We start from the raw sequence: 22,718 nt of genomic DNA, 5'->3' as shown, positions 1-22,718 counted from the left end.
TGGCCCTAACAGGCCAATTCATCCCCCGAGGTATTTTTGGCCAGATGAAGATCGGATCAGGCCAAGAACACCCCTGGTTACAGCAGACCTGCGTGGTTCATGGCTGCGTCGATGGCTGTTTTGGTGCTGTCGTCCAACGTGGTCAGGGGCGAGCGAACTTCTTCGCTGCATAGGCCCAGCTTGCTGAGGGCGTATTTGGCCCCGACCAGACCGGGTTCGATAAAGATCGCCTCATGCAGAGGCATCAGGCGGTCCTGATAAGTCAGCGCTTTGGCATAATCCCCCTGCAGGGTGGCCTGCTGGAATTCGGCACATAGCTTGGGCGCAACATTCGCCGTGACCGAGATACAGCCCACACCACCATGCGCATTGAAACCCAGCGCCGTGGCGTCTTCGCCCGACAGTTGGCAAAACTCAGGCCCGCAAGAGGCGCGCTGTTGGCTGACACGCCCCAAATCTCCGGTTGCGTCTTTAACCCCAACGATCCTTGGCAACTCGGCCAGCTCACCCATCGTCTGGGGAGTCATGTCGATGACGGAACGGCCTGGAATATTGTAGATGATGATCGGAATATCGGCACAATCATGTAGGGTGCGGAAATGCTGAATTAGGCCCTTCTGGGTCGGCTTGTTGTAATACGGGGTCACCACCAGAGCGGCATTCGCGCCGACTTGCTGCGCAAATTGAACGAATCGGATCGCCTCGACCGTGTTGTTCGAGCCCGCACCAGCGATCACCGGGACACGACCGGCTGCGGCATTGACAACTTCTGCCACCACCGTTTCGTGTTCTTCATGGCTTAGGGTTGGGCTTTCACCGGTGGTCCCCACCGGCACCAAACCGGTCGAGCCTTCCTGAATTTGCCATTCCACCAAACGTTTGAGCGTGCCCAGATCCAACTCGCCATTCGAAAACGGGGTAACGAGGGCTGGCATCGAGCCTTTGAACATGACACGCTCCTTGCTGTGCGGTTAGCAATTTTTGCGCCTTGGGCAATCACATTCCTAGCAATGTGTGTTGATCCCGCCGGCGCAAGGTTTATCCTAAATGGCTCTATCCTTGGTTGGTTGGGAAATGCAAGGCATGACACGCGTTCTGGCGCTTTTGACAGCGGTGATTCTGGCATCCTTCGGGCCGGCCCAAGCCGACTCGGTGGGCGATCTGCGCGCTGGCATGTATGAAATGCGAAAGGGCGATTGGAACGCAGCGCTGCAAGAGGCAGGCCCGCGCGGATCTGTGTCACGTGACATCATCGTATGGCATTGGCTGCGCGAGGGGTTCGGAAGCTCGGGCGATGTGCTGGTATTTCTGAACCGCAGGCCGGATTGGCCGGGGCTAGCATGGTTACGGCGCGAAAGCGAACCCGCCTTTACTGGGGCTGACCCGGACCGGGTGTTGAAATTCTACGCCGGCACTGCCCCACAAACGGCGGAAGGGGCGCTGAATTTGGCCGTGGCGCTGAAGGCTAAGGGACGGCAGGGTGATGCGCAGGCGGATATCGTCACCGCCTGGCGTACGATGCCGATGGGATCGGGCCTGCAGAAAGACTATATCGAGAACTTCGCGACATTGCTGAATCCCCACCACGCGGCGCGACTAGACCGGATGCTGTGGGATGGTCATCTGATCAGCGCAGGACAAATGCTGCCATTGGTGAATGAGGATCAGCGCAAGCTGGCCGAGGCGCGGATTGCATTGCAAAAGCGTGCGCCGGGTGTTGATGCCAAAGTAGGGGCGGTTCCCGAATCCGTGGCCGGATCGGCGGGGCTTGCCTTTGACCGCTTTGTCTGGCGAGACAAAAAGGAACTGGATGACAGTGCGATTGACCTGATGCTAGCGCGGTCATCCAGCCCGGATGCTCTGGGCGAGCCAGGCAAATGGGCCGAGGGCCGTCGCCGACTGGCACGGCTTGAGATGCGCAACGGTGATATGAGCCGCGCATACAAGATTGCCTCTAGTCACCATATGACGCCGGACATGGGCTATGCCTATGCCGATCTTGAATGGCTTTCCGGATTCCTTGCCCTGCGTCGGTTGAATGATCCGGCAACGGCTGTGCGGCATTTCCAGAACTTCTCGGGCGCGGTGCAGTCACCGATTTCCAAGGGACGCGGCGGGTATTGGCTGGGTCGGGCCTATGCCGCGCAGGGGGATGCGGAAAAGGCTTATGAGGCCTATGCCATGGGTGCTGATCACCAGACCTCGTTCTACGGGCTTCTTGCCGCCGAACGGATAGGGCGCCCTTTCGACAGCGATCTGGCAAACCCGCGAAGGGCACCGCACTGGAAACAAGCGGAATTTGCCGATTCCAGCGTTCTGGAAGCGGGGCTATTGCTGTTGCGCGCAGGTGAGGCAAACCTATCCGAGCGGTTCCTGACCCATCTGGTTGAGGGGCTCGACCCCGTTCAGGCAAGCCAACTGGGCGATCTGGTCATCGAACTGAACGAACCACATCTGGCGGTGATGATCGCCAAGCGCGCCGCGACCACCGGCGTTGTCCTGCCCGCCGCGTATTACCCGGTTCATCCCGTGGCAGATCTGGGCCTGCCCATGGCCAAAGAAATGACGCTAGCAATCGCCCGGCGCGAAAGCGAGTTTGACCCGGTTGTCATCAGCGGCGCGGGCGCGCGCGGGCTTATGCAGGTGATGCCCGCGACGGCAAAAGTTGTGGCCCGGAACATGGGCATTCTAAGCAGCCACCAAACCGGAAAACTGACTTCGGACTGGCGATATAACGCCAAATTGGGGGCGAATTACCTGTCCGAGCTGGCAGCAGAATTCAACGGCAATGTGGTGATGATGGCTGCGGGGTATAATGCCGGGCCGGGCAGGCCGATCTCGTGGATGAAACGCAATGGCGACCCGCGCCGGGGTGAGGCCGATATCGTCGACTGGATCGAATTCATACCCTTTAGCGAGACCCGCAACTATGTCATGCGCGTCGCCGAAAGCCTGCCTGTGTATCGCGCACGGTTGGGGCAGCAGGCGTTGCCGGTGCCATTTTCCGAAGAACTGATCGGGTCAACTCTGGCGTCGTTCGCGCCATAAGGTGAACAGTCCGGCGGCAATAACCAATGTGGCCCCTGCAACAACCGCGGGTCGCAAGCTTTCACCAAAGACCGAGATTCCCAGAATGGCGCTCCACATCAGGTGAAAATAGGCAAAGGGCTGCACGGCGCTGGCCTCGGCCATTTCGTAGCACTTAATCAACAACCAATGTCCCAGAACTCCGGTCAGGCAGAGCAGGCCCATCCAAAGCCAGTCACCGCCCTGCATAGGCTCCCAAAACCAGACGCCCACGGCCGTCATGGCAACCGCCCCGGCGATGCCGGTCCAGAAAAAACTGGTGGCGGTAGTGTCGCGCCGCGCCGCATAGCGGGTCAGCAGGCCATAGACGGCAAACATCAGGGCCGAGATCAACGGGATCACCGCCCACGGATTGAACACTCCCACCCCGGGCTGCAAAATGATCAGAACACCAATACATCCCACGCCGATGGCTGACCACCGACGCCAGCCGACCTTCTCGCCCAGAACGGGTCCGCTGAGCGCCGCCACCAGCAGCGGATAGCAGATGAAAACGGCCTGGCTTTCAATCAGGCCCAGGATGGTAAAGGCATAAACCGCGACGCAGATCTCTCCGGCCAGAAGCACCCCGCGCAGGATCTGCAGCCCAAGCTGGTTGGTGCGGGCCGTGGCCGCGATACTGCCGGGTGCGCGCAGCGCCTGAGCGACGACAAACGCAGCGAAGAACCAATAGCGGATCATCACGACCATATAGGTGTTATAAGTCCCGGCCAGATGGCGCGAGATACCGTCCTGCAGCGCAAACACCACGGTAGCCGCGATCATCAGCGCGATACCGGCGCGGGTGTTGTTCTGTTGGGTCATGGCTTGACCGCCCGAGTCATGTGGCGCTTGCGCCCATAGCCCGGTGCGCGGGTGACGGTGAACCCTGCGTCCTCGAGCCCGCGCCGGACGAACCCGGCGGCGGTATAGGTGGCCGCAGAGCCATTGGGCGCCGTGTGATCGGATACCTGCTGCATCAGCTCTGCGCCCCAAAGTTCGGGGTTCTTGGCCGGAGAGAACCCGTCCAGAAACCAGGCATCGGCCTGCCCCGACCATGCGGACAAGGTGGACCGCGCGTCGCCCTCGATAACCTCAAGCTGCAGGGTGCCCAGATCGCAGGTACCGCCCTGCCATTGGGACAGGAACCGGTCGGCCCAAGGGGACAACTCAGGAAAGGCGGCCAGAGCACGCGTCATGTCGTCTGGCGCCATTGGATAGGCTTCGAAACTGGTGAATGTCAGCGGGGTCGTTTGGCCAGCCTTTTCCCATTCGGACCAGACAGTCAGCAAGTTCAGGCCGGTGCCAAAACCAAGCTCGGCAATATGAAACCCCGGCGCAAACCGCCCGGGCAGGTCATTGCCCGCCAAAAACACATGCCGCGTCTCCTCCAGCCCGTTCTGCAACGAGAAATAGGGGTCGTCGAAACGGTCTGAGACAGGTATCTGCCCGTCTTTCCAGGTCAGTTCGGCGCGCTGGTCTGCCATCGGGGAATCCTGTAGCTAAGCGGCGCGACACTGAACAAGGAAAAGGGGAATGGCAATGGTCGATGTGACGGTGCGAGGCGCAGGCATTTTTGGCCTTTCGATCGCCTGGGCCTGCGCTAGACGCGGCGCAAAAGTTCAGGTCATAGATCCTTTTGGCCCCGGTGCCGGGTCCAGCGGCGGTCTGGTCGGGGCTTTGGCACCACATGTGCCCGAGAATTGGAATGCCAAGAAAGCATTTCAATTCGAAAGCCTGATCATGGCCGAACCCTTCTGGAAACAGGTTGAGGCGACCGGAGGCGTCTCAGCCGGATATGCCCGGTTGGGTAGGCTGCAGCCCATCGCAGATAGCCGCACGCTGGATCTGGCCCATGCACGTACGGTCACCGCCGCGGAGCTATGGCAGGGGCGGGCCGAATGGCGCGTTGTTGCAATGGATGAGGTCGGGTCGTGGTGCCCTCCCAGCCCCACCGGCTTTGTGATCCACGACACGCTTAGCGCCCGGATGCACCCAAGGCGGGCATGCTCTGCACTGGTTTCGGCGCTGGCGGTGATGGGGGTTGAGGTCAAAACCGATGCGGCCAATCTAGGGCAGATCATTCACGCCACCGGGCTTTCCGGCCTGCTAGAACTGAACGACGCCTTTGGCAAAACGGTCGGCAATGGCGTCAAGGGACAGGCGGCATTGCTGCGGTTCGATGCCGGGGACGTTTCCCAGCTGTTTGCAGATGCCGTTCACATTGTCCCGCATGCGGATGGCACATTGGCCATCGGATCGACCTCGGAACGGGACTATGACGACCCAACCAGCACCGATGCGGCGCTGGATGATGTCCTGGACCGGGCCACGCGGGCGGTTCCGGTCCTGCACGGTGCCGAAGTGATCGAACGCTGGGCCGGGATTCGACCCCGCAGCAAAAGCCGTGCGCCGATGTTGGGTGCGCATCCGCTGCACGCCGGAGAATTCATCGCGAATGGAGGGTTCAAGATCGGCTTTGGTATGGCGCCCAAAGTGGCAGAAGTCATGGCCGAACTGGTGCTTGAAGGGCGCGATGAAATCCCCGCAGATTTTCAACCCGAGGCTTCTTTGTGACCTCCCTCGACGACACCCCAGTTCGCCTGCAACCGGACGATCCGATATTGCCACAGGTGTTACGCCTGATCCGCCACAGCTTTGCATTCATGGAGGGGCGTATAGACCCGCCCTCGTCAATGCATCGCCTGACCGAGGAAACGCTTCGGCAACAGGCCCGCGACCACGAGGTTTGGATCATAGGCAATCGCCCGGATGCGGTCGTATTTCTGACTCCCAAACAGGACTGTCTGTATCTGAGCAAACTGGCTGTGGACGAAACCCGACGTGGTCAGGGGCTGGCACAGCGTCTGGTCGATCTGGCATCCGCGCGGGCGGTTGAAATAGGTTTTGCGACGCTGGAACTGAAGGCACGGGTCGAATTGGTCGAAAACCATGCCTCCTTTGTCCGGATGGGCTTTGTCAAAACGGCGGAAACGGCGCATCCCGGGTTCACCCGGGCGACCTTGATTACCATGCAGAAACATTTAGGCTGAGGCTTCGGCAATCATACATTGGCGCCCGTCTGCCGCACGCACCCACAGGGTATTGCCCCTCCGGCACAGGCTCGCAGTTTCGAAATGCATCAATGCCGAGGTTGCGCGGAAAGAAAACTGCGCCAATGGGCCCATCACATCTTCCGCAAACAACATCAGGTGCTGCGCCAAAAGCGGGCCATGCACGACCAGCCCGGGATATCCTTCGACATCACGAGCATAGTCGATGTCATAGTGAATGCGGTGTCCGTTAAATGTCAGGGCCGAGTAGCGAAACAGCATCGTGCTGTCGAAGGACAGCTCGCGATGTTCGGTTTCATCTTGCCTGGCCAGTGGTGCGGGAGGGGTGACCGTATCCGCCGAGGGGTCTTGGCGGTAAACCAGATCCTGCCATTCGGTCAGGCGCAGCGCACCGCCCTGCCAAACCTCGTGGCGCAACGTGACAAAGCCCAAGGGGCCGGTGCGTCCCGATTTCGAACTCGAACTTTCACATAGCGATCGCCGTTCGGCTAACTGACCTGCTATCAGAGGCGCGAAAAACTCCAAGCGTCCGCCTGCCCACATTCTGCGGGGTAGGCCCATATCGGGGATCAGGCCCCCGACTTTGGGATGTCCGTCGCGCCCAAGTTGGCCGGGTGGCTGCGGAGTCCAGAAATACAGGTGATGAAAGAACGGCGGCAACGCAGTGCCGCCCCTCGCAGTTGCCTGTTTCCCAAGCGCCACCTGCAGCGCGCCAGCACGGGCTGCGTCCATCACATCTGTCTGAATTTCCATCGACATAGCGCAAGATTAGGCGGCCTGCCCCATACGGGCAAGCAAACCGGCAGTTTCAGAAACCGGCCTCTGACCGCAAGTTCTTCATCAAGGTCCGAAGGGCGTTTTCATAGCGTTCGTTAACCAGCTTGCCCTGCGCGTCGAATTCGTTCGAACTGTCGGCCAGATGAATTTCCGGCCCTTGCAAGATGCGCGTCTGGAACGGAACCATATAGCTGCGCAGTATCATCTGTGCACGTTCCCCGCCGGCACGGCCCGCAGCGGCAGACATCACCGCAACCGGCTTGCCTGCCCAAGGCTTGTCCTTGGTGCGGCTGACCCAGTCCAGCGCATTCTTCAACACACCTGACGGCGCTTTATTATATTCCGGCGTCGAAATGATGACCGCATCCGAACGGGCAATCTGATCCGCCAAAATCTGGACGGTCACGGGAACCCCTTCGCCTTCTTCAAGATCACCGTCATATAATGGCAAGTTCAAGTCAGCCTCGATATGAGTGCCCGGCTCAAACAGCCGCGCCGCCTCGCGAAGCAGTTTTCGGTTGGTGGCATTTTGGCGCAGCGAACCTGACAGGCTCAGAAGGATCGGTTCGGACATAAAAGGTCTCCGTTCAGGCGTTTTCCAGAAGGTAGCCCCTGATCACCGCCAGCCAAAGCCCACTTGACGCGCAGTCAATGTGCAAAAACGGGCACCTTGTCGGTGCCCGGTCACATCAGGTGTTGCCGTTGGGGATGATTTCGATATCGACCCGACGATTCCGCGCCTTCCCTTCGGGTGTGAGATTCGAGGCCGCAGGTCGGTTCTCACCCAAACCGATGGTGCTGATACGGGCCCCGTTCACACCATTGGCTTGAAGAACATCCGCCACGGACCTCGCCCGACGCTCAGATAGGGCCTGATTATAAGAGGCTTCGCCATCACTGTCCGTATGGCCAATGACCTGAACGGCCGAGTTGGGATATCTCACCAAATTCTGACCCACCCGGACCAAATCAGAACGCAATGCAGGCCGCACGGTCGAGCTGTCGGTGTCAAAGGTGATGTCGTTGGGGACGGTAACAATCAGGCGGTCGCCCGCGTTGACGATTGTGATGCCATCATTTGCCAGCTGCTGGCGCAACTCAGCCGCCTGACGGTCCAGTTGATTGCCGATAAGGCCGCCACCTGCTGCACCGATTGCACCACCAGCCAGCGCACCCAGAAGCGGATCCGAGTCGTTCGCAATGGCCCCGACACCGGCACCAACCAACCCACCCAAAAGCGCACCCTGTTTGGTATTTTGGTTGGGGTCCGAGGGCAAGTTCAGCGTTCCGGGGTCGGTGCAGCCCGCCAAGAACAAGGCCGAGCAAAGCCCAGCAGAAACAACAAGCTTGGAAATCGTCATGATATCACCTTCTGCTCAGAGGCCCGTTTGCCGGGTCCCATTATTTGGCACAGTATATCGCGCTGCCCCCCCGCAGGCTCAAGCAACAATCAGGTGATATCGGCGAATACCCGCCGTTCAATGGGCCTCGGCAGGGGAACCCCATTGGTTCTGCTCCTGCCAGATCTCCCGCAGCGGCTGCCCTTGGCCGCAGAAATGATCGTCAACCATTTCGCAGGCCCAGACGCGATCGGTCCGAAAATGGCGAAAACCGTTGCGCAATTCGCACCACGCAACCAGCATCGTGCACTCGATGTGATAGATCAGGGCAACCGGACGGACGACCCGTTCGGAGCGAACGTCTTGCGAGCTGACATATGTGAGGCGAAGCTTGCGCTCGTCCCGGATGGCTTCGCGGTAATTCACGACCGGGATACAGCCCTTGGCCGGATCATCAACCGGAGCCCCCCAAGGCGCGACCTGCAACCAGTCGGGACTTGCGCGCAGGCCTTCTATTTTCCGGCAAATGCGTTTGGCGGCCTCTTGCAGGGTACTGTCGCCGGTCCGTGCCAGCATTGACAGACCGACCCAAAGCGCCTCGACCTCTTCAGCGTCGAAGTTCAGTGGTGGCAAGTCATAGCCCCGCCGCATCAGATACCCGACGCCGGCTTCGCCCTCGATCGGTGTGCGTTGGGCCTGCAGTGCCGCGATGTCGCGATACACCGTGCGCACCGAGACTTCGAGCTTTTGCGCCAGCATCTCAGCGGTAACCGGGGCGTCGGCGGCACGCAGAATCTGGATGATTTCAAACAGGCGGGACGAACGGCGCATGGCAAACTCCGGTTTCTCTGCTGACACCTTAGCACACCCCCCTGACAACGCGCTGTCAGGAGTGATGCGGGATGCTGGTTCAACAATTCACAGGAGATTACTGATGCCCAGCCTCGACAATCACGTAATGATGACACTGCAACTGGGACGCTGGTCCCAGGACCATACCCTGCGCGCCTTTGAAATCGAACGCGAGATCATGGCCAGCCGACAGCCCTGCGCCCCTAGGAAACAGGTCAGACGATTTTCACTGGGCAATCTCAAACTGCTTTGGACCAACCCCGCCTGACTCTAGAACTCGGCATTTGCGCGAAACTTCATCGACGTCCCGCTATCGGGGCTTTTCAGCCGCAATTCCTCGGAATGCAGCATGAGGCGCGGGAAGGCTCGTGCCTCACCTTTTGCATAGAACGGATCACCCAAAATCGGATGGCCCAGCGCCAGCATGTGAACCCGCAGCTGGTGCGAGCGCCCGGTTTTCGGGAACAGGCGTATGCGGGTAGTGTTGCCTTCATATTTGACCACGCGCCAATCCGTCACCGCAGGTTTGCCGGTCTCATGGCACACCATTTGCAGCGGCCTGTTGGGCCAATCCACAATCAACGGCAGATCAACGGCTCCGGTCTTTGCCTCGACCAGACCCCAGACCCGGGCGATATAGGTCTTGCGAGTTTGACGCTGTTCGAACTGCATGCTCAGATTGCGCTGCGCATGAGGGGTTTGGGCAAAAACCATCACGCCCGAAGTGTCGCGGTCCAACCGGTGCACAAGCAGGGCCTGCGGGAACGCCGCCTGCACACGGGTCAACAGACAATCGGCCAGATGCTCTCCGCGACCCGGTACGGACAAAAGCCCCGAGGGCTTGTTCACCACAATCAGATGCGCATCTTCGTGCAGCACATCCAGCGGTGTTTTCGGGGGATCGTAGGTCTCGCTCATGCGGGTCTGCCTATCGCAAGCGACAACCTCCCGCAACGTCGTGCTTGCCTGAACTGAATAGTTCAGCAAATCATGCGACAACTCGGAGGAGAAACAATGCACCCGACAATCGAACAACTCAAAGATGTCATCACAAAAGGCGATGACAGTCTGATTCACGAGTTTCTGGCCGAAGACGTGCGTTTTCTGCCGCCGACCTACTACAGCACCTGGGCCGGGCGCGAACCCGTGGCGGCTCTGCTAGGGCATGTGGGGCAGGTATTCTCGGACTTCAGCTATCGTCGGATCATGGGTGACGGCAAAGACTGGGCGCTGGAATTTCAGTGCAAGGTTGGTGATCTGGATGCGGTTGGTGTGGACTTGATCCGGCTGAATGATGAAGGCTTGATCGAAAAGTTCGAAGTGGTCATGCGCCCACTTAAAACTATTGCAGCCCTGCGCACCGAGATGATGGCACGCGTGGCAAAAGACCCTCGCTTTATCAATTTTAAGGACGCTTTGGGTTGACCAAGCCTGCCCGGATCGGAGCTGATCAGTTTCTGAGACTACCGCTGTTGCCACTATTGGCGGCACAGGGGATTTCAGTTCGACGAAAGGCGCGGTTCCTGCCCGAACCGACCGGGCCGCGCGAAGGCCGTGAAGGGCGCGGCCCGCGTTTGCGGTTGCTAATCGCAGGCGACAGCTCGGCAGCAGGTGTTGGCGCTGGCACCCAGGCGCAGGCTTTGTCCGGGCAGTTGGTCGCACAGCTAGCAAAAAGCCACAGTGTCGAATGGCGGCTCGAGGCTATGACAGGGCATACAACGCTGGATACACTGAAACGCCTTGACGGTCTGACAGATCAATTTGATGCCGCCATTACGGCGCTTGGCGTCAATGACGTCACCCGTGGCGTCACTAAAAAGCGGTTTGTCGAACACCAATCCCGTCTGATGCACCTGATCACCGACCAGCTTGGAGCCCGGCGTGTCATTGTAACGGCCGTTCCCCAGATGGGTCGGTTTCCCGCCTTGCCGCAACCGCTTGCCTGGGTGCTGGGGCGTCAGGCAGCCCGGCTGGACCAGGGTTTGCAGCAGGTCGCGACTGAATTCCCTCAGATCCGCCATTTGTCGATTGATCTGCCCGACGACCCGGCACTGGCCGCCTCGGATGGGTATCATCCCAGCCCCAAAGCCTATGCGATCTGGGCGCATGAGGCCGCCGAATTGTTGCGTCAGGCCTGAGCGCGTATCTGCCGGATCATCGGGATCGAATAGACCACAAGTGCGGCCCAGATCAGCGGAAACGCAATCAAGCGGCCACGGTCAATCTGCTCTCCAAAAACCGCGATAGCAGTCACAAAAATCATGGTCGGCGCGATATATTGCAGGATGCCCATCGTCGACAGGCGCACCAGCTTGGCGCCATTGGCATAGATCAACAGCGGCACGGCGGTCACCACCCCGGCCCCGGCCAGCAGCATGGTGTCGGTTGCGACCAGCCCGAAATGCCCCGTCCCGTTGATCCCCAGCCAAGTCACATAAACCAATGCGGGGATCAGCAGGATCAGCACTTCCAGCAAGAACCCCTGATTTGGTCCGATGGGGAGTGAGCGTTTGAAGAAGGCGTAGAACCCCCAGCTGAACATAAGCCCCAGCGCCGCCCAAGGCAGGCTTCCGGCCTCTATAACAAGAACCACCACCCCGGCTGCGGCCAACCCAACAGCAATCAGCTGCGTCCGGTTCAAAGGTTCGCGCAGCAGCACCGCGCCCAGCGCGATACTGAACAGCGGATTTATGTAATAGCCCAGCGCTGCGTCCAGCGCATGCCCACTGGCTATGGCCCAGACATAGATCGCCCAGTTCACCGATATCAACGCAGCCGTCAGACAGGCCATGCCCAGCATCTTGGGATCGCGCAAAGCTGACTTCAAATCCCGCGTCCGGCCCAGTGCGATCAGCAATAGCCCGGCCAAAGGCACCGACCAGATGATACGATGCGCCACAACCTCAACCGGCGCGATATGGGCCATCGCCTTCATGTATAACGGCAAAAAACCCCACAAAACATAGGCCGTTACCGCCAGAACAAGTCCTTTTGGCGTATCGGCATTTTGTGTGGGTGTTGCGTCAGCCATTGCGGATCTCCGGGAATACCGGTCGTCTTTACGGCAACCCGGACATTCTTGGGAACCGCGAAAACTGTGAAGCAACCCATCAGGATATTTGATATGTGAGACCAGAACAAAGCCGGAGCGCCGCAGCGCTCCGACAATTTGATTACACTTTGACGCGTTCGGATTTCGGATCGTACATCGGTTTCAACGACGCCTCGGCCATTACCTTCACGCCGCACACGTCGATCTCATAGGTTGACCCCAGAACATCCGCCGCCTTCTCACCCTCGCAGGGCACATAGCCCATACCGATAGCGCCACCCAAAGTATGACCATAATTGCCCGAGCTGAGATAACCGACATATTCCCCGTCCCGCACGATCGGTTCATTATGGAACAACAGCGGTTCCGGGTCGGTCAGGCGGAACTGAACCAGACGGTTTTTGGGCCCGCTTTCCTTGCGGGCAATCACTGCTTCGCGCCCGATAAAGTCACAGCCTTTGTCCACCTTGACCGCAAAACCAAGCCCGGCATCCACGACGTTGTCCTCGCACGTGATGTCATGACCAAAATGGCGAAAGCCCTTTTCGATCCGGCAACTGTCCATCATGTGCATGCCACAGAGTTTCAGGTCCATGCCCTGACCGGCCTCATGCAGCGTTTCGAACACATGGCCCGCCATATCGGCGGACATGTAGATCTCCCATCCCAGCTCGCCCACATAGGTCACCCGATGAGCGCGGGCCAGGCCCATGCCAATCTCAATCTCTTGTGCGGTGCCAAAGGGGTTGGTCGCGTTCGAGAAATCCGCCGGCGAGACCTTTTCCAGCAAAGCGCGCGCATTGGGGCCCATCACGGCCAAAACGCCTTCGCCAGCGGTGACATCGGTTATGACCACGTTGAAGCTACCCACATGGCGCATCATCCAGGTCTGATCCGCCAGCCGCGTCGCCGCCGGGGTCACGACCAGATAGGCGGTCTCGGTCAGACGGGTCACCGTCACATCCGCCTCGATCCCGCCGGTGCGGTTTAGGAACTGGGTATAGACGATCTTGCCGTTCGGCACCGAATAATCGCCGCCCCCAATATAGTTCATGAACGCCTCGGCATCCGGTCCTTCAACGCGAATCTTGCCAAAAGAAGACATGTCGTACATGCCCACATTCTCGCGCACCGCGCGGTGTTCAGCAGCTGAGTTCTCGAACCAATTCTGACGTTTCCAACTGTACTGGTATTCGCGCTCCTGCCCCGGATTTGCGTACCAGTTTGCACGCTCCCAGCCCGCCAGTTCACCAAACACCGCGCCCTGCTCTTTCAGATGGTGATGGAACGGGGTGCGCCGAACACCGCGCGCAGTGGCTTTCTGGCGATAGGGGTAGTGGTCGGCGTACAGCAGGCCCAGCGTCTCTTTCGAACGCTCAAACAGATATTGCTTATTGCCTTGAAACGGCTGCATCCGGCTGATATCCACATCGCCCAGATCAAACGGTTTCTCGCCGCTATCCATCCATTCCGCCAGCGCCATGCCCGCACCGCCCGCAGATTGAATGCCGATCGAGTTGAAGCCCGCCGCGACCCAGACATTGTCCATCTCGGGCGCGAGACCGAGGTGATAGGCATCGTCGGGGGTAAAGCTCTCTGGTCCATTGAAAAATGTATGAATCCCAGCTTCGGCCAGCATCGGCATCCGGTTACAAGCCGCTTCGAGGATGGGCTCGAAATGGTCGAAATCCTCGGGCAACTGGTCAAACTCAAAGCTTTCCGGGATGCCGTTCATCCCCCAGGGCTTGGCATTGGGCTCAAAAGCACCCAGCAGGATTTTGCCCGCATCTTCCTTGTAATAGGCGCATTCATCCGGCACCCGCAGAACCGGCAGTTGCGACAGTCCGTCAATGCCTTCGGTGACGATGTAGAAATGTTCGCAGGCGTGCAGCGGGACGTTCACACCGGCCATGCGGCCGACCTCGTGCCCCCACATGCCGGCACAGTTCACCACCATGTCGCATTCAATATGACCCGAAGCGCTGCCGTCATCGGCAACCCAGTCCACACCGGTCACAGTGCGACCTTGTTTGGTGATGTCGGTGACCTTCACCCGTTCCTTGGTAATGGCACCGCGTTGCCGCGCGCCCTTAGCCAGGGCCAGCGCGATATTGGCCGGGTCACCCTGCCCGTCCAGCGGAAGATAGACCGCGCCCTTGACGTCTTCGACATTCAGATGCGGATACATTTCCTTGACGCGCTCATTGGAAATCTCTTCGACCTCAACGCCAAAGGCACGTGCCATGGCAGCCAGGCGATAGATCTCTTCACGGCGTTCCTCAGTCAGCGCCACGGTGATCGATCCACAGCGCCTAAGCCCGGTGGACACGCCGGTTTCCTCTTCCAGCGCGCCGTAAAGCTCCTGCGTGTATTTTGCCAGTTTGGTCATGTTGGACGAGGCCCGCAGCTGAGCGATCAGACCCGCCGCATGCCATGTGGTGCCGCTGGTCAACTGCTTGCGTTCAAGCAGCACAACATCGCTCCAACCTTTCTTGGTCAGATGATAGGCAACCGAGCATCCGATGACGCCGCCGCCGATGATGACAACTCGGGCTTTGTTTGGAAGATCAACCATCCTGAGGACTCCGCTGAATCAGGTTTTGGGCACGTTGCCATGGAAGATCGACAATAAATGCACCAAAAGCGTCATGTTATGGGCGATTTTCACCTATGTGACGCAGCCCGTCTTTCGCGCCTCAGAACAAAGGGCGTGACCCCGAAAAAGCTTTTGTAAACCGATGAGAAACCGTTCGGAAAGCCGCAGGCCAGACCGATTTCCCGAACGCTCATCGTGGTGTTCAGCAGCAGGTTGTTAGCCTTCGCCAGCCGCATCTCGCGATAGAAACCGTTTGGGCTGGTGCCAAAGAAAGCTTTGAATTTTCGCTCAAGCGATCGGTTCGAAAGATTTAATGCCTCGACAATCTGCTGGATGGGTAAGGGGTCTTCGATATTGGCCTGCATCAGCTTGATACATTGATCCAGCTTGGCGTCCCCAGTAGCTGTCAGTTGCGCCCCCGAGAAAGGCTGCATCGATGAAAAGTCGCGGATATTTTCGTGCAGCATGATATTGGCCACCGTCATCTTGGCAGGCCCCGAGATGTGGCGTCCGATCACGGACAAAGCAACATCGGTTGTCGCCTCCATCCCTGCGCAGGTCACGACCTGGCCCTGTTCTGTGGCTATCGACAGCTTCGCCTCGAACCGGGCCCCGCGTTCACTCAGGAAAGAGGCGTTTTCCCAATGGGTCGCCATGTCTGCGGTGCCAAATTCGTCAATATAGCGGCTGGCAGCTTCGGCCAGCAAAAAGACCTGAGCGCCTCGGAACGTATAGTCCGATACAACCCGTCCGATAGACAGATCGGGGTGGTCAGGGTCGGAATTTCCGATCACAAACAGATAATCCGCCTTGGGATGGGTTGATACGGGTTCAGTTTGGACCGTCGCATCGCTGCTGCTGGCAATGGGCCCACCTTTCAGAGACCGATAGGTAAAGCTGAAGGGCGGGTTGGGGCAGACGCGGTTGGCCAGCCTCAGAACCTCAATCAATGCGGCAAGCTCCAACAGCACATAGCCCGGCGCGACCAGAACATCGAAATGTATCTGCGCCTTGTCGGTCAAGCTATCTGGTCGTTGCCGCATCTTTACCCCCTTCAGACGATGCTGTGGCCAGCAGCGCACAGCCGATCTGCCAGTCGCTGAATGTGATCGGGACCGACTTCGCAGCATCCGCCGATGATAGTTGCACCCTGCGCCACCCACCCCATCGCCTGATCAGCATATTCATCCGGCCCAAGGTCGTGGCGCTGTTGCAGCGCATCGACGGTTGGGGCGTCTTGTAGAAATTCCTGGGTAATCCCGGTGAAGCCATTGGCATATGCCCCAAACGGACGCCCGAAGGTGGCGATAATATTCAGCGCAGCGGGCACCGCCTCGGGGCGCGAGCAGTTGATCAGCACGGCCTCAGGCGTAAAGCGATCAACCAAAGATGCTATTCCCGACAATGGCTCACCCGACCGAAGCCGCGTCCCATCATCATCCATCACGGACAGCGCCAGCCAGACCGGCTTGTCTGCCTGTTCCGTTCCACGCAACGCGCCTTCGGCCTCTTGCACCGACGACACGGTTTCGATCAGGAACAGATCAACGCGATCTGCCATCATCGCCACCAGTTCGGTGAATTTCTCTGCCGCCTCTTCGACCTCTGGATTCAGGTCCGGCCGGTAAGAGGCGAGAAGCGGACCCAAAGCCCCAGCGATGCGCCTACCCGCCGGGCGCGCACGCTCGGCCTGCGACAGGGCCGCCTCGATCAGATCTGGCAGCTGATCACCCAAGCCGACACGGTCCAGACGCGACCGGTGAACAGCATAGGTATTTGTCGTGGCCACAGTCGCACCGCGTGAGAAATAATCCGCATGCACATCCCCGACCAACTCGGGATGGTCCATCATCACCCGGGTCGACCACAAAGGCGTCGGCGCATCGCCGCTGCGTTTGACCAGTTCCTGTCCAATAGACCCATCCAGAAGGGTTATATCTGCCATCAATGAACCTCCTCAGGGAACCAGAACCAGTTTTCCCGGAAACGTTTTTGACTGAAAGTCCTCTTGCGCCGTCGCAATGTCTTTCAGCGGATAGGTTTTTGAAATCAGGGGCTTGATCCGCCCCGCATTCATCAGTTCGACCAGGCGACCGAAGACTTCGAACGGCTGATGGGTGCTGCCGTGAATGGTAATGTCGCGCAGATAGATATCCCGCAGATCGGCTTGAACAATCGGGCCAGCAATCGCACCCGCAACGGCATAGAGACCGCCCGGTTTCAGCGCCAGGATCAGGTCAGCCCATGCAGGTCCGCCCACCACGTCAATGACCACGTCGAACATGTCGGTGGGCAGCGACGCATCCCGGTTGAACGTGGCGGTCGCGCCCTGGCTTTTCACCGCTTCGGCCTTGGCCGCACCGGTCACGCCCCAAACCGAGGCACCGCGCAGCGCCGCCAGTTGCACAGCGGCAAGGCCGACGCCACCGGATGCGCCGGTGATCAGCACCTTTTGCCCGGCAGTCACACCGGATCGGGTCAGCATAGCCTCGGCGGTTCCAAAGGCGCAGGGGATGGCAGCGATTTCATTGTCGGACAGGGGTGAGGCGCTGACATCATAAAGGTCATCGGCCTGCACCAAACAATATTGCGCAAAGGCGCCGTCAATCTCGGACCCAAGCACGATGAAGCCTGTCGGGTTGCCCGGTCGCGGACGTGGCAGGTTGATCGGACAGGTCACGCGCTGGCCCGGGGTGAACCCGGTCTCGGGCCCCGCGATTTCGACGATGCCGCACAGGTCACCGCCCTGAATGCGCGGGAAATTCAGCGCGCCACCCCAGCCTCCGGCTTCGACCTCTTGATCCACCGCATCCGTAGCGCCGGTCACATCCGAGGAGTACCAGCCGATACGAGTGTTGATATCGGTGTTGTTCACCCCGGCTGCGGCCACACGGACCAGAACCTGCCCCGGCGCAGGGGTTGGGACGGGTATATCGTCACGCCATTCCAGCGCCTCGGGCCCGCCGTGACAGGTCAGGAATACACCGGACATCGTTTTAGGCAGTGTCATGATCAAACCTCGTCATCGGGATGAGGCGGCACAGAGCCCATCGGGACAATGTCATACCGCGCGTTCAATTCGGCCATTTTCGCCTCATCGGCGAAGTCCGCCTCGGTCATCTTGGCCAGCTCAGCAAGGAATCCGTCAAAACCGGCAGGCTGGAAAATCATCAGCATCTTAGCAGGTGCATTTCCAGCAACGCGGCAGGCATGCGGCACACCGGGCGGCACATGCATCGTGCTGCCCGGCCCACAGCGATGCCAGTCGCCATCAACGTAGAAGTCCACTTCGCCTTCCAGAAAATAGAAGCTTTCGGCATGGGTTTCATGGCGATGAAGGCCAAGCGCAAAGCTGGCCTTCAGATTGTCTTCCATGAGCGTATAGGCGCCATCAGTATCCCGGGTCGAAACCTTCACAAATGTGTGGTCATTTTCCCAGTCATAATTGAGGCCCTCTCCGGGCCCCCGTTTTGAATAACGCGTGCTCATGCAGGTCTCCTTCGGGCGATCAGGCGCGCAGCCGCTCGTTTTCTGGATCCCAGAGCGGTTTATCGTCCTGTACCACGGCGCGCCGCTTTTCACCGAAGATTTCGATTTCAAGCTCGGTACCTGCCACCGCCAATTCGGGACGGATCATGCCCAGCGCAATGGATTGGCCAACGCGATACCCCCAAGCGCCCGAGGTGGTTTCGCCAACGATCTCGCCGTTGTGCCAGATACAGGACATGTAGGGTGCATCCGCGTCACCTGCCTCGACCAACATAGTGGCAAACGCCTTTTTCACGCCCTGCTGCTTTTCGTTCAGGATCGCGGCCTTGCCGGGGAAGTCCTGCGGTTTGTCAAGTTTGACGAACCGTTCCAACCCGCCTTCCAACAGAGAGTAATCAGTGGACAGATCGCCTTTCCAAGCCCGATAACCCTTTTCGATGCGCAGAGAGTTCAGGGCGTACATCCCGAACGGTTTGGCACCAGCGTCAAGGATCGCGCCATAGATCGCGGGCATATGGTCGTTCAGCGCGTGAACCTCCCAGCCAAGTTCTCCTGCAAACGAGACGCGGATCAGGAATGCGGGCTGACCTGCAACCGTGGCCGATTGATGGGTCAGCCAGCCACTGGACAGGTCCGCATCGCTCAGCCCCGCCAGAATGTCGCGCGATTTTGGACCTGTCACGATCAGCGTGTCACGAGTGGTGGTGACATCCTCGACGGTGACGCCAGTGGGCATTGCCTCGGTCAGGATATCGCGGTCATGCCATTGCGCTGTAGCGGCCGTGATCATGACGAACTCGTCATCGCCGAGGCGGATACAGGACATTTCGGTCAGGATCCGGCCGCGACCATCTGAGATATAGACCAGGTTGATGCGACCCACCTTGGGCAAACCGCCGGTGACCAGCGACCGCAGCGCCTCGGCGGCACCCTCACCTTTTACGATGAAACGCGAAAATCCGGGCAAGTCCAATACGCCGCAATGATCACGGACAGCCTCGCACTCTTCCTTGATCCGCTTCTCCCATGGCCCCGAACGGCCCCAGGTATGGGTCGCTTCTTCAGAGGTATCGTCGCCCGGTTGCGCAAACCAGTTGGCGCGTTCCCAGCCGTTATAGGGCCCCATCACGCCGCCCAATTCCTTGACCTTGGTGTGGACAGGCGACAGCTTTTTGTCGCGCGCGGCGGGCCATTCATGGTGCGGGAAATGCATGGCGTATTCGTTGCCATAGACCTCAAGCCCCTTCTGGTTGCAGTAATCCTGATCGGTGTAATCGGTGTAACGGCGCGGATCGACGGCCCACATATCCCACTCAGTTGCACCATCGACGATCCATTCGGCCAGCACCTTGCCGGCACCACCGCCCTGCGCGATGCCGAAGGTAAAGGTATGCGCCTCAAACGCGTTGGTCACGCCCGGCATCGGGCCAACCAGCGGCAGCCCGTCCGGCGCGTAGGGGATGGGTCCGTTGATCACCCGGCCCACGCCCGAGGTCCCCATCAGCGGCACCCGCTCCATCGCGTCGGTGACGATGTCTTCGATCCGGTCCAGATCATCATTCCATAGCTGGAAACTGAAATCCTCGGGCATCGGATCATCCTCGGTCATCCAGTGGCCCTTGCAGTTGGGCTCATAGGGGCCAAGGTTGAATCCGTTCTTCTCCTGCCGAAGGTAATACGAGATATCCACGTCGCGCAGAAGCGGCAGCTTTTTACCACCATTGGCCTTGGACCATTCCTCGATCTCGGGCACTTCGTCGGTCAGCAGGTACTGGTGGCTCATCACCATGGCCGGAACGGTGCGACCGCCGAAGGGCTTGAACCATTCACCCACACGCTGGGCGTAATACCCGGCGGCATTGACCACGTGGTCCGCTTCGATATCGCCCTTGTCGGTATGCACGATCCAGGTCTTGTCTTCCTTCTGGGTCACACCCGTGGCCGGGCAGAAACGCAGGATCTTCGCCCCCATGTCGCGCGCACCCTTGGCCAGTGCCTGGGTCAACTGCGCCGGGTCGATGTCGCCATCGGTCGGGTCGAACAGAACACCCTCAAGGTCATGAGTTTCCAGGAACGGGTAATGCTCTTTGGCCTGTTCGGGTGTCCACATCTCCATCTCGATGCCCTGATAACGGCCCATCGCCATTGCCCGCTCGAACTCCTGCACCCGCTCTTTCGAATGGGCCAACCGGATTGAGCCGGACTGGTGATAGTTCATCGGATAGTCGACCTCTTCACCCAGCCGCGCATAAAGCTCGGTCGAATAGCGCTGCATGTTCATGATCGCCCAAGAGGTCGAAAAGGTCGGCACGTTGCCAGCTGCATGCCAGGTCGACCCGGCGGTCAGCTCATTTTTCTCCAGCAGAACACAATCGGTCCAGCCCTTTTTGGCCAGATGATACAGGGACGATGTCCCCACCACTCCGCCACCGATAATAACCACGCGGGCTTTTGTCGGAAAATCACTCATGTCTTTCAGTCCCTGTTACTGTGCCTCTTGAGGCAGATCGTCCGTGATGTCGTAGTAATCACCTTTGTCAGCCACAAATATATGGCGGGCGAGGGTCAGTCCGGTGGGCGCATCCAGCGCCCCCATAGCAATGGCAATCCGGTCTTCGTCCTTATGCTGCCAGAACAGATAAGAGCCGCAGGCGTTGCAAAATCCCCGTCGGGCGATGTCGGAAGCACGAAACCAGCTCAGCGTATCGCTGGCGGTGAAGGTGATGTCGTCTTGATGGGCCGAGGTCGAGGCCCAGACATGACCCGACTGTTTGCGGCATTGACCGCAATGGCAGGCCGAGGCGGCAGGAAGATCGCCTTCGATCTTGAACGCAACCGAGCCGCACAGACAGGAACCTGTATGCATTTCGCTTATCCCCTTGCTGCTGGCGCGCTGGTGGTGCCCAGCAAGACGCCATAAATGATGAAACAGGTGGCCATGACCCGGCGCACCCAGATGTTGAACACGGCCCCCAGCGCGGCCCGCCCCATAAGCGCACCTAGAAGAGTGAACCCGATGTAGCTGAGCGTTGTGATGATCAGCGCCGTTGGCATGATGACCAACATTTGCTCCCAGATCGGCACATCCGGCTGCACGAATTGCGAGAATGCAGCAAGATAACCCGCGACGCTTTTGGGGTTGATTGTCGCGACGGCCAGCGCGTGCAGATAGACATGCCGTGCAGGGCATTCGGAAATAGGGGCGGGATTTTCTGCAGCCTTCCAGCCTCGGACACCCAGCCAGATCAGAAACCCTGCGCCCACCAGCTTGGCGATGAAGAATCCGGTGGGTGAGGCCGCGATCAAGGCCGTCACCCCAAGCGCCGACAAAACCAAAAAGGCGCTGGCTTGGGTCAGGATCGCCAAGACACCCAGCATCGCTTTTGTGAAGGGCAGGCTCATCCCGTTCGAGATACAGTTCACCGCGTTAGGCCCCGGTGTGGTTACAAACACCACCCAGAACAGCGCGAATATGGTCCAGGCCTCGAAACTCATCAGTACACCGGAGGTGCGATGACCCAGATGACCACAGCGGGCTCATCATGAGGGTTCGCCCAAATATAGGGTTCGTTCTTGATCCGAAAACTGTCACCGGGCCCAACCGAAAAGCTTTGCGCGCCGATGGTCAGATTCAACTGACCGGAAATCACATAGCCAACCTCTTGCGTGGGGCGGTCCGCCGGATTCTGCATCTTGGAATGCGGCTCAAAGGTGGAATGCACCATCTCAAAATCGTCAGTCAGATCGGGTGACAGCAGTTCCTCGATCAGACCTTCTTCGCCCGACCCCATAGGGCGGCGCGACCCGGCGCGCACGACATAGCCTTGTTCATTGGCGGGGGCGGCAGAATGGGCGAACAGCATGGACATCGGCACACCCAGACATTCCGCGATCTGACGCAGGTCTGAAATTGACGGTTCGGACTTGTCGCGTTCAACCTGGCTGAGCCATCCGACCGACCGGTTCAACCGCTCTGCGATCTCGGTCAGCGTCAACCCACGCGCCTTACGCAATGCGCGAATGTCGGCTCCGAGCGTTGCACTGTGGGGGGCTTGGCTGTTCACCGAACTCTCCGATATCTGGTGAAATTTTCCTCGTGTTTTTCACGATGCCGCGAATCGGTGAAAATTCCAAGCATTTTTTCACTTGGGAAAATCGACGCATTTAGCTATCCGTCAGCTATGTGGATTGCGGTTATATACCTGTGGGTCATCAACGGCCTGACTTTGCTGGCCTTTGGCTGGGACAAGCTGCGCGCCAGACGCAGAAAAAGCCGGGTTCCGGAACGCAGGCTATTGTGGCTGGCGGCACTGGGCGGCAGTCCCGGTGCGCTGGTCGGGCGTTGGATTTTCAATCACAAGTCCCGAAAAGGCCGGTTTTCCCTGTCGCTGTTTGCGATCTTTGCGACTCAGGTCGGGCTGGCATATTTCCTAATCACAGACATTCTGTAGTTGGCTTGATCCGCAAGCCAC

25 protein-coding genes are annotated in these 22,718 nt (G+C 59.1%); 7 read left to right on the top strand and 18 right to left on the bottom strand.

What is annotated here, in order from left to right; translation table 11 throughout:
- Positions 1-77: 77 nt before the first annotated feature.
- Positions 78-950, bottom strand: coding sequence for a 4-hydroxy-tetrahydrodipicolinate synthase (dapA, locus tag AC2FIM_RS13180; RefSeq protein ID WP_271949723.1), 873 nt, complete (start codon positions 948-950; stop codon positions 78-80).
- A gap of 133 nt (positions 951-1,083) precedes the next feature.
- Between dapA and AC2FIM_RS13175 the strand changes: the two genes are divergently transcribed.
- A complete protein-coding gene (locus AC2FIM_RS13175; protein ID WP_496677871.1) occupies positions 1,084-3,048 on the top strand; it encodes a lytic transglycosylase domain-containing protein in 1,965 nt (654 codons plus the stop codon).
- Here AC2FIM_RS13175 and AC2FIM_RS13170 read toward each other — a convergent pair.
- The gene (locus AC2FIM_RS13170; protein ID WP_496677821.1) at positions 3,022-3,891 is read right to left on the bottom strand and encodes a DMT family transporter; all 870 of its coding nucleotides are present in this window, start codon (positions 3,889-3,891) and stop codon (positions 3,022-3,024) included. The two genes, AC2FIM_RS13175 and AC2FIM_RS13170, sit on opposite strands and share 27 nt — an antisense overlap.
- Positions 3,888-4,553: a tRNA (5-methylaminomethyl-2-thiouridine)(34)-methyltransferase MnmC2 gene (mnmC2, locus tag AC2FIM_RS13165; RefSeq protein WP_142637018.1), complete on the bottom strand. Its 666-nt coding sequence runs from the start codon at positions 4,551-4,553 to the stop codon at positions 3,888-3,890. Before mnmC2 ends, AC2FIM_RS13170 begins: the two co-directional genes overlap by 4 nt.
- Before the next feature lie 49 nt (positions 4,554-4,602).
- On the opposite strand from mnmC2, the gene AC2FIM_RS13160 reads away from it, so the two are divergent.
- Both AC2FIM_RS13160 and AC2FIM_RS13155 read left to right on the top strand, forming a co-directional pair.
- Positions 4,603-5,643 carry an NAD(P)/FAD-dependent oxidoreductase gene (locus AC2FIM_RS13160; RefSeq protein WP_496677822.1) on the top strand — a complete coding sequence of 347 codons (1,041 nt, stop codon included), beginning with the start codon at positions 4,603-4,605 and terminating at the stop codon, positions 5,641-5,643.
- Positions 5,640-6,119 carry a GNAT family N-acetyltransferase gene (locus tag AC2FIM_RS13155; protein ID WP_496732051.1) on the top strand — a complete coding sequence of 160 codons (480 nt, stop codon included), beginning with the start codon at positions 5,640-5,642 and terminating at the stop codon, positions 6,117-6,119. The genes AC2FIM_RS13160 and AC2FIM_RS13155 overlap by 4 nt, the downstream gene beginning before the upstream one ends.
- Here AC2FIM_RS13155 and AC2FIM_RS13150 read toward each other — a convergent pair.
- From AC2FIM_RS13150 to AC2FIM_RS13135, 4 genes are all read right to left on the bottom strand, one after another.
- Positions 6,111-6,899, bottom strand: coding sequence for an HTD2 family dehydratase (locus AC2FIM_RS13150; RefSeq protein ID WP_496677824.1), 789 nt, complete (start codon positions 6,897-6,899; stop codon positions 6,111-6,113). The genes AC2FIM_RS13155 and AC2FIM_RS13150 overlap by 9 nt on opposite strands.
- Positions 6,900-6,948: 49 nt before the next feature.
- Positions 6,949-7,491: an NADPH-dependent FMN reductase gene (locus AC2FIM_RS13145; protein WP_496677825.1), complete on the bottom strand. Its 543-nt coding sequence runs from the start codon at positions 7,489-7,491 to the stop codon at positions 6,949-6,951.
- A gap of 115 nt (positions 7,492-7,606) precedes the next feature.
- Positions 7,607-8,278 (bottom strand): YiaD family glycine zipper/OmpA-like lipoprotein, encoded by a 672-nt coding sequence (locus tag AC2FIM_RS13140; RefSeq protein ID WP_142637036.1) that lies wholly within the window; start codon positions 8,276-8,278, stop codon positions 7,607-7,609.
- Positions 8,279-8,395: 117 nt separating this feature from the next.
- Entirely contained in the window at positions 8,396-9,088 is a 693-nt protein-coding gene (locus AC2FIM_RS13135; RefSeq protein WP_271949714.1) for a helix-turn-helix transcriptional regulator, read from the bottom strand.
- A 103-nt stretch (positions 9,089-9,191) separates the two neighbouring features.
- On the opposite strand from AC2FIM_RS13135, the gene AC2FIM_RS13130 reads away from it, so the two are divergent.
- Positions 9,192-9,377: a hypothetical protein gene (locus AC2FIM_RS13130; RefSeq protein WP_496692497.1), complete on the top strand. Its 186-nt coding sequence runs from the start codon at positions 9,192-9,194 to the stop codon at positions 9,375-9,377.
- A 2-nt stretch (positions 9,378-9,379) separates the two neighbouring features.
- On the opposite strand, the gene AC2FIM_RS13125 is transcribed toward AC2FIM_RS13130, so the two are convergent.
- Positions 9,380-10,063: an RluA family pseudouridine synthase gene (locus AC2FIM_RS13125; protein WP_496702800.1), complete on the bottom strand. Its 684-nt coding sequence runs from the start codon at positions 10,061-10,063 to the stop codon at positions 9,380-9,382.
- Positions 10,064-10,123: 60 nt separating this feature from the next.
- Here AC2FIM_RS13125 and AC2FIM_RS13120 point away from each other — a divergent pair, with 60 nt between their 5' ends.
- Together AC2FIM_RS13120 and AC2FIM_RS13115 are read left to right on the top strand one after the other, a co-directional pair.
- Positions 10,124-10,534 carry a nuclear transport factor 2 family protein gene (locus AC2FIM_RS13120; protein ID WP_496692498.1) on the top strand — a complete coding sequence of 137 codons (411 nt, stop codon included), beginning with the start codon at positions 10,124-10,126 and terminating at the stop codon, positions 10,532-10,534.
- On the top strand, positions 10,531-11,247 hold the full coding sequence (locus AC2FIM_RS13115; protein ID WP_271949709.1) for an SGNH/GDSL hydrolase family protein: 717 nt from the start codon (positions 10,531-10,533) through the stop codon (positions 11,245-11,247). The genes AC2FIM_RS13120 and AC2FIM_RS13115 overlap by 4 nt, the downstream gene beginning before the upstream one ends.
- Here the strand turns inward: AC2FIM_RS13115 and rarD are convergent.
- From rarD to AC2FIM_RS13065, 10 genes are all read right to left on the bottom strand, one after another.
- Positions 11,238-12,140 carry an EamA family transporter RarD gene (gene rarD / locus AC2FIM_RS13110; RefSeq protein ID WP_271949706.1) on the bottom strand — a complete coding sequence of 301 codons (903 nt, stop codon included), beginning with the start codon at positions 12,138-12,140 and terminating at the stop codon, positions 11,238-11,240. The genes AC2FIM_RS13115 and rarD overlap by 10 nt on opposite strands.
- A gap of 142 nt (positions 12,141-12,282) precedes the next feature.
- Positions 12,283-14,736: a GcvT family protein gene (locus tag AC2FIM_RS13105; RefSeq protein ID WP_496677827.1), complete on the bottom strand. Its 2,454-nt coding sequence runs from the start codon at positions 14,734-14,736 to the stop codon at positions 12,283-12,285.
- A gap of 89 nt (positions 14,737-14,825) precedes the next feature.
- Positions 14,826-15,800: a GlxA family transcriptional regulator gene (locus AC2FIM_RS13100; RefSeq protein ID WP_142637047.1), complete on the bottom strand. Its 975-nt coding sequence runs from the start codon at positions 15,798-15,800 to the stop codon at positions 14,826-14,828.
- Between the two features lie 11 nt (positions 15,801-15,811).
- Positions 15,812-16,702: a homocysteine S-methyltransferase family protein gene (locus AC2FIM_RS13095; protein ID WP_142637049.1), complete on the bottom strand. Its 891-nt coding sequence runs from the start codon at positions 16,700-16,702 to the stop codon at positions 15,812-15,814.
- A gap of 12 nt (positions 16,703-16,714) precedes the next feature.
- Positions 16,715-17,767, bottom strand: a complete 1,053-nt coding sequence (locus AC2FIM_RS13090) for an alcohol dehydrogenase family protein (protein WP_425471984.1) — start codon at positions 17,765-17,767, stop codon at positions 16,715-16,717.
- A gap of 2 nt (positions 17,768-17,769) precedes the next feature.
- Positions 17,770-18,246: a cupin domain-containing protein gene (locus tag AC2FIM_RS13085; RefSeq protein WP_496708150.1), complete on the bottom strand. Its 477-nt coding sequence runs from the start codon at positions 18,244-18,246 to the stop codon at positions 17,770-17,772.
- Between the two features lie 19 nt (positions 18,247-18,265).
- Positions 18,266-20,716 carry a GcvT family protein gene (locus AC2FIM_RS13080; protein ID WP_142637053.1) on the bottom strand — a complete coding sequence of 817 codons (2,451 nt, stop codon included), beginning with the start codon at positions 20,714-20,716 and terminating at the stop codon, positions 18,266-18,268.
- Between the two features lie 15 nt (positions 20,717-20,731).
- Entirely contained in the window at positions 20,732-21,112 is a 381-nt protein-coding gene (locus AC2FIM_RS13075; RefSeq protein WP_142637055.1) for a GFA family protein, read from the bottom strand.
- 5 nt (positions 21,113-21,117) lie between these two features.
- A complete protein-coding gene (locus tag AC2FIM_RS13070; RefSeq protein WP_496708151.1) occupies positions 21,118-21,741 on the bottom strand; it encodes a LysE family translocator in 624 nt (207 codons plus the stop codon).
- A complete protein-coding gene (locus tag AC2FIM_RS13065; RefSeq protein ID WP_142637059.1) occupies positions 21,741-22,310 on the bottom strand; it encodes a helix-turn-helix domain-containing protein in 570 nt (189 codons plus the stop codon). Before AC2FIM_RS13065 ends, AC2FIM_RS13070 begins: the two co-directional genes overlap by 1 nt.
- Positions 22,311-22,427: 117 nt before the next feature.
- Between AC2FIM_RS13065 and AC2FIM_RS13060 the strand changes: the two genes are divergently transcribed.
- Positions 22,428-22,697 carry a DUF1294 domain-containing protein gene (locus AC2FIM_RS13060; RefSeq protein WP_142637060.1) on the top strand — a complete coding sequence of 90 codons (270 nt, stop codon included), beginning with the start codon at positions 22,428-22,430 and terminating at the stop codon, positions 22,695-22,697.
- Positions 22,698-22,718 lie beyond the last annotated feature (21 nt).

The sequence above is a fragment of the Ruegeria sp. CDSC052 genome (assembly GCF_059610685.1).
The sequence above is the reverse complement of the archived record's forward strand: the minus strand, read 5'-3'. Positions and strand labels throughout refer to the sequence as shown.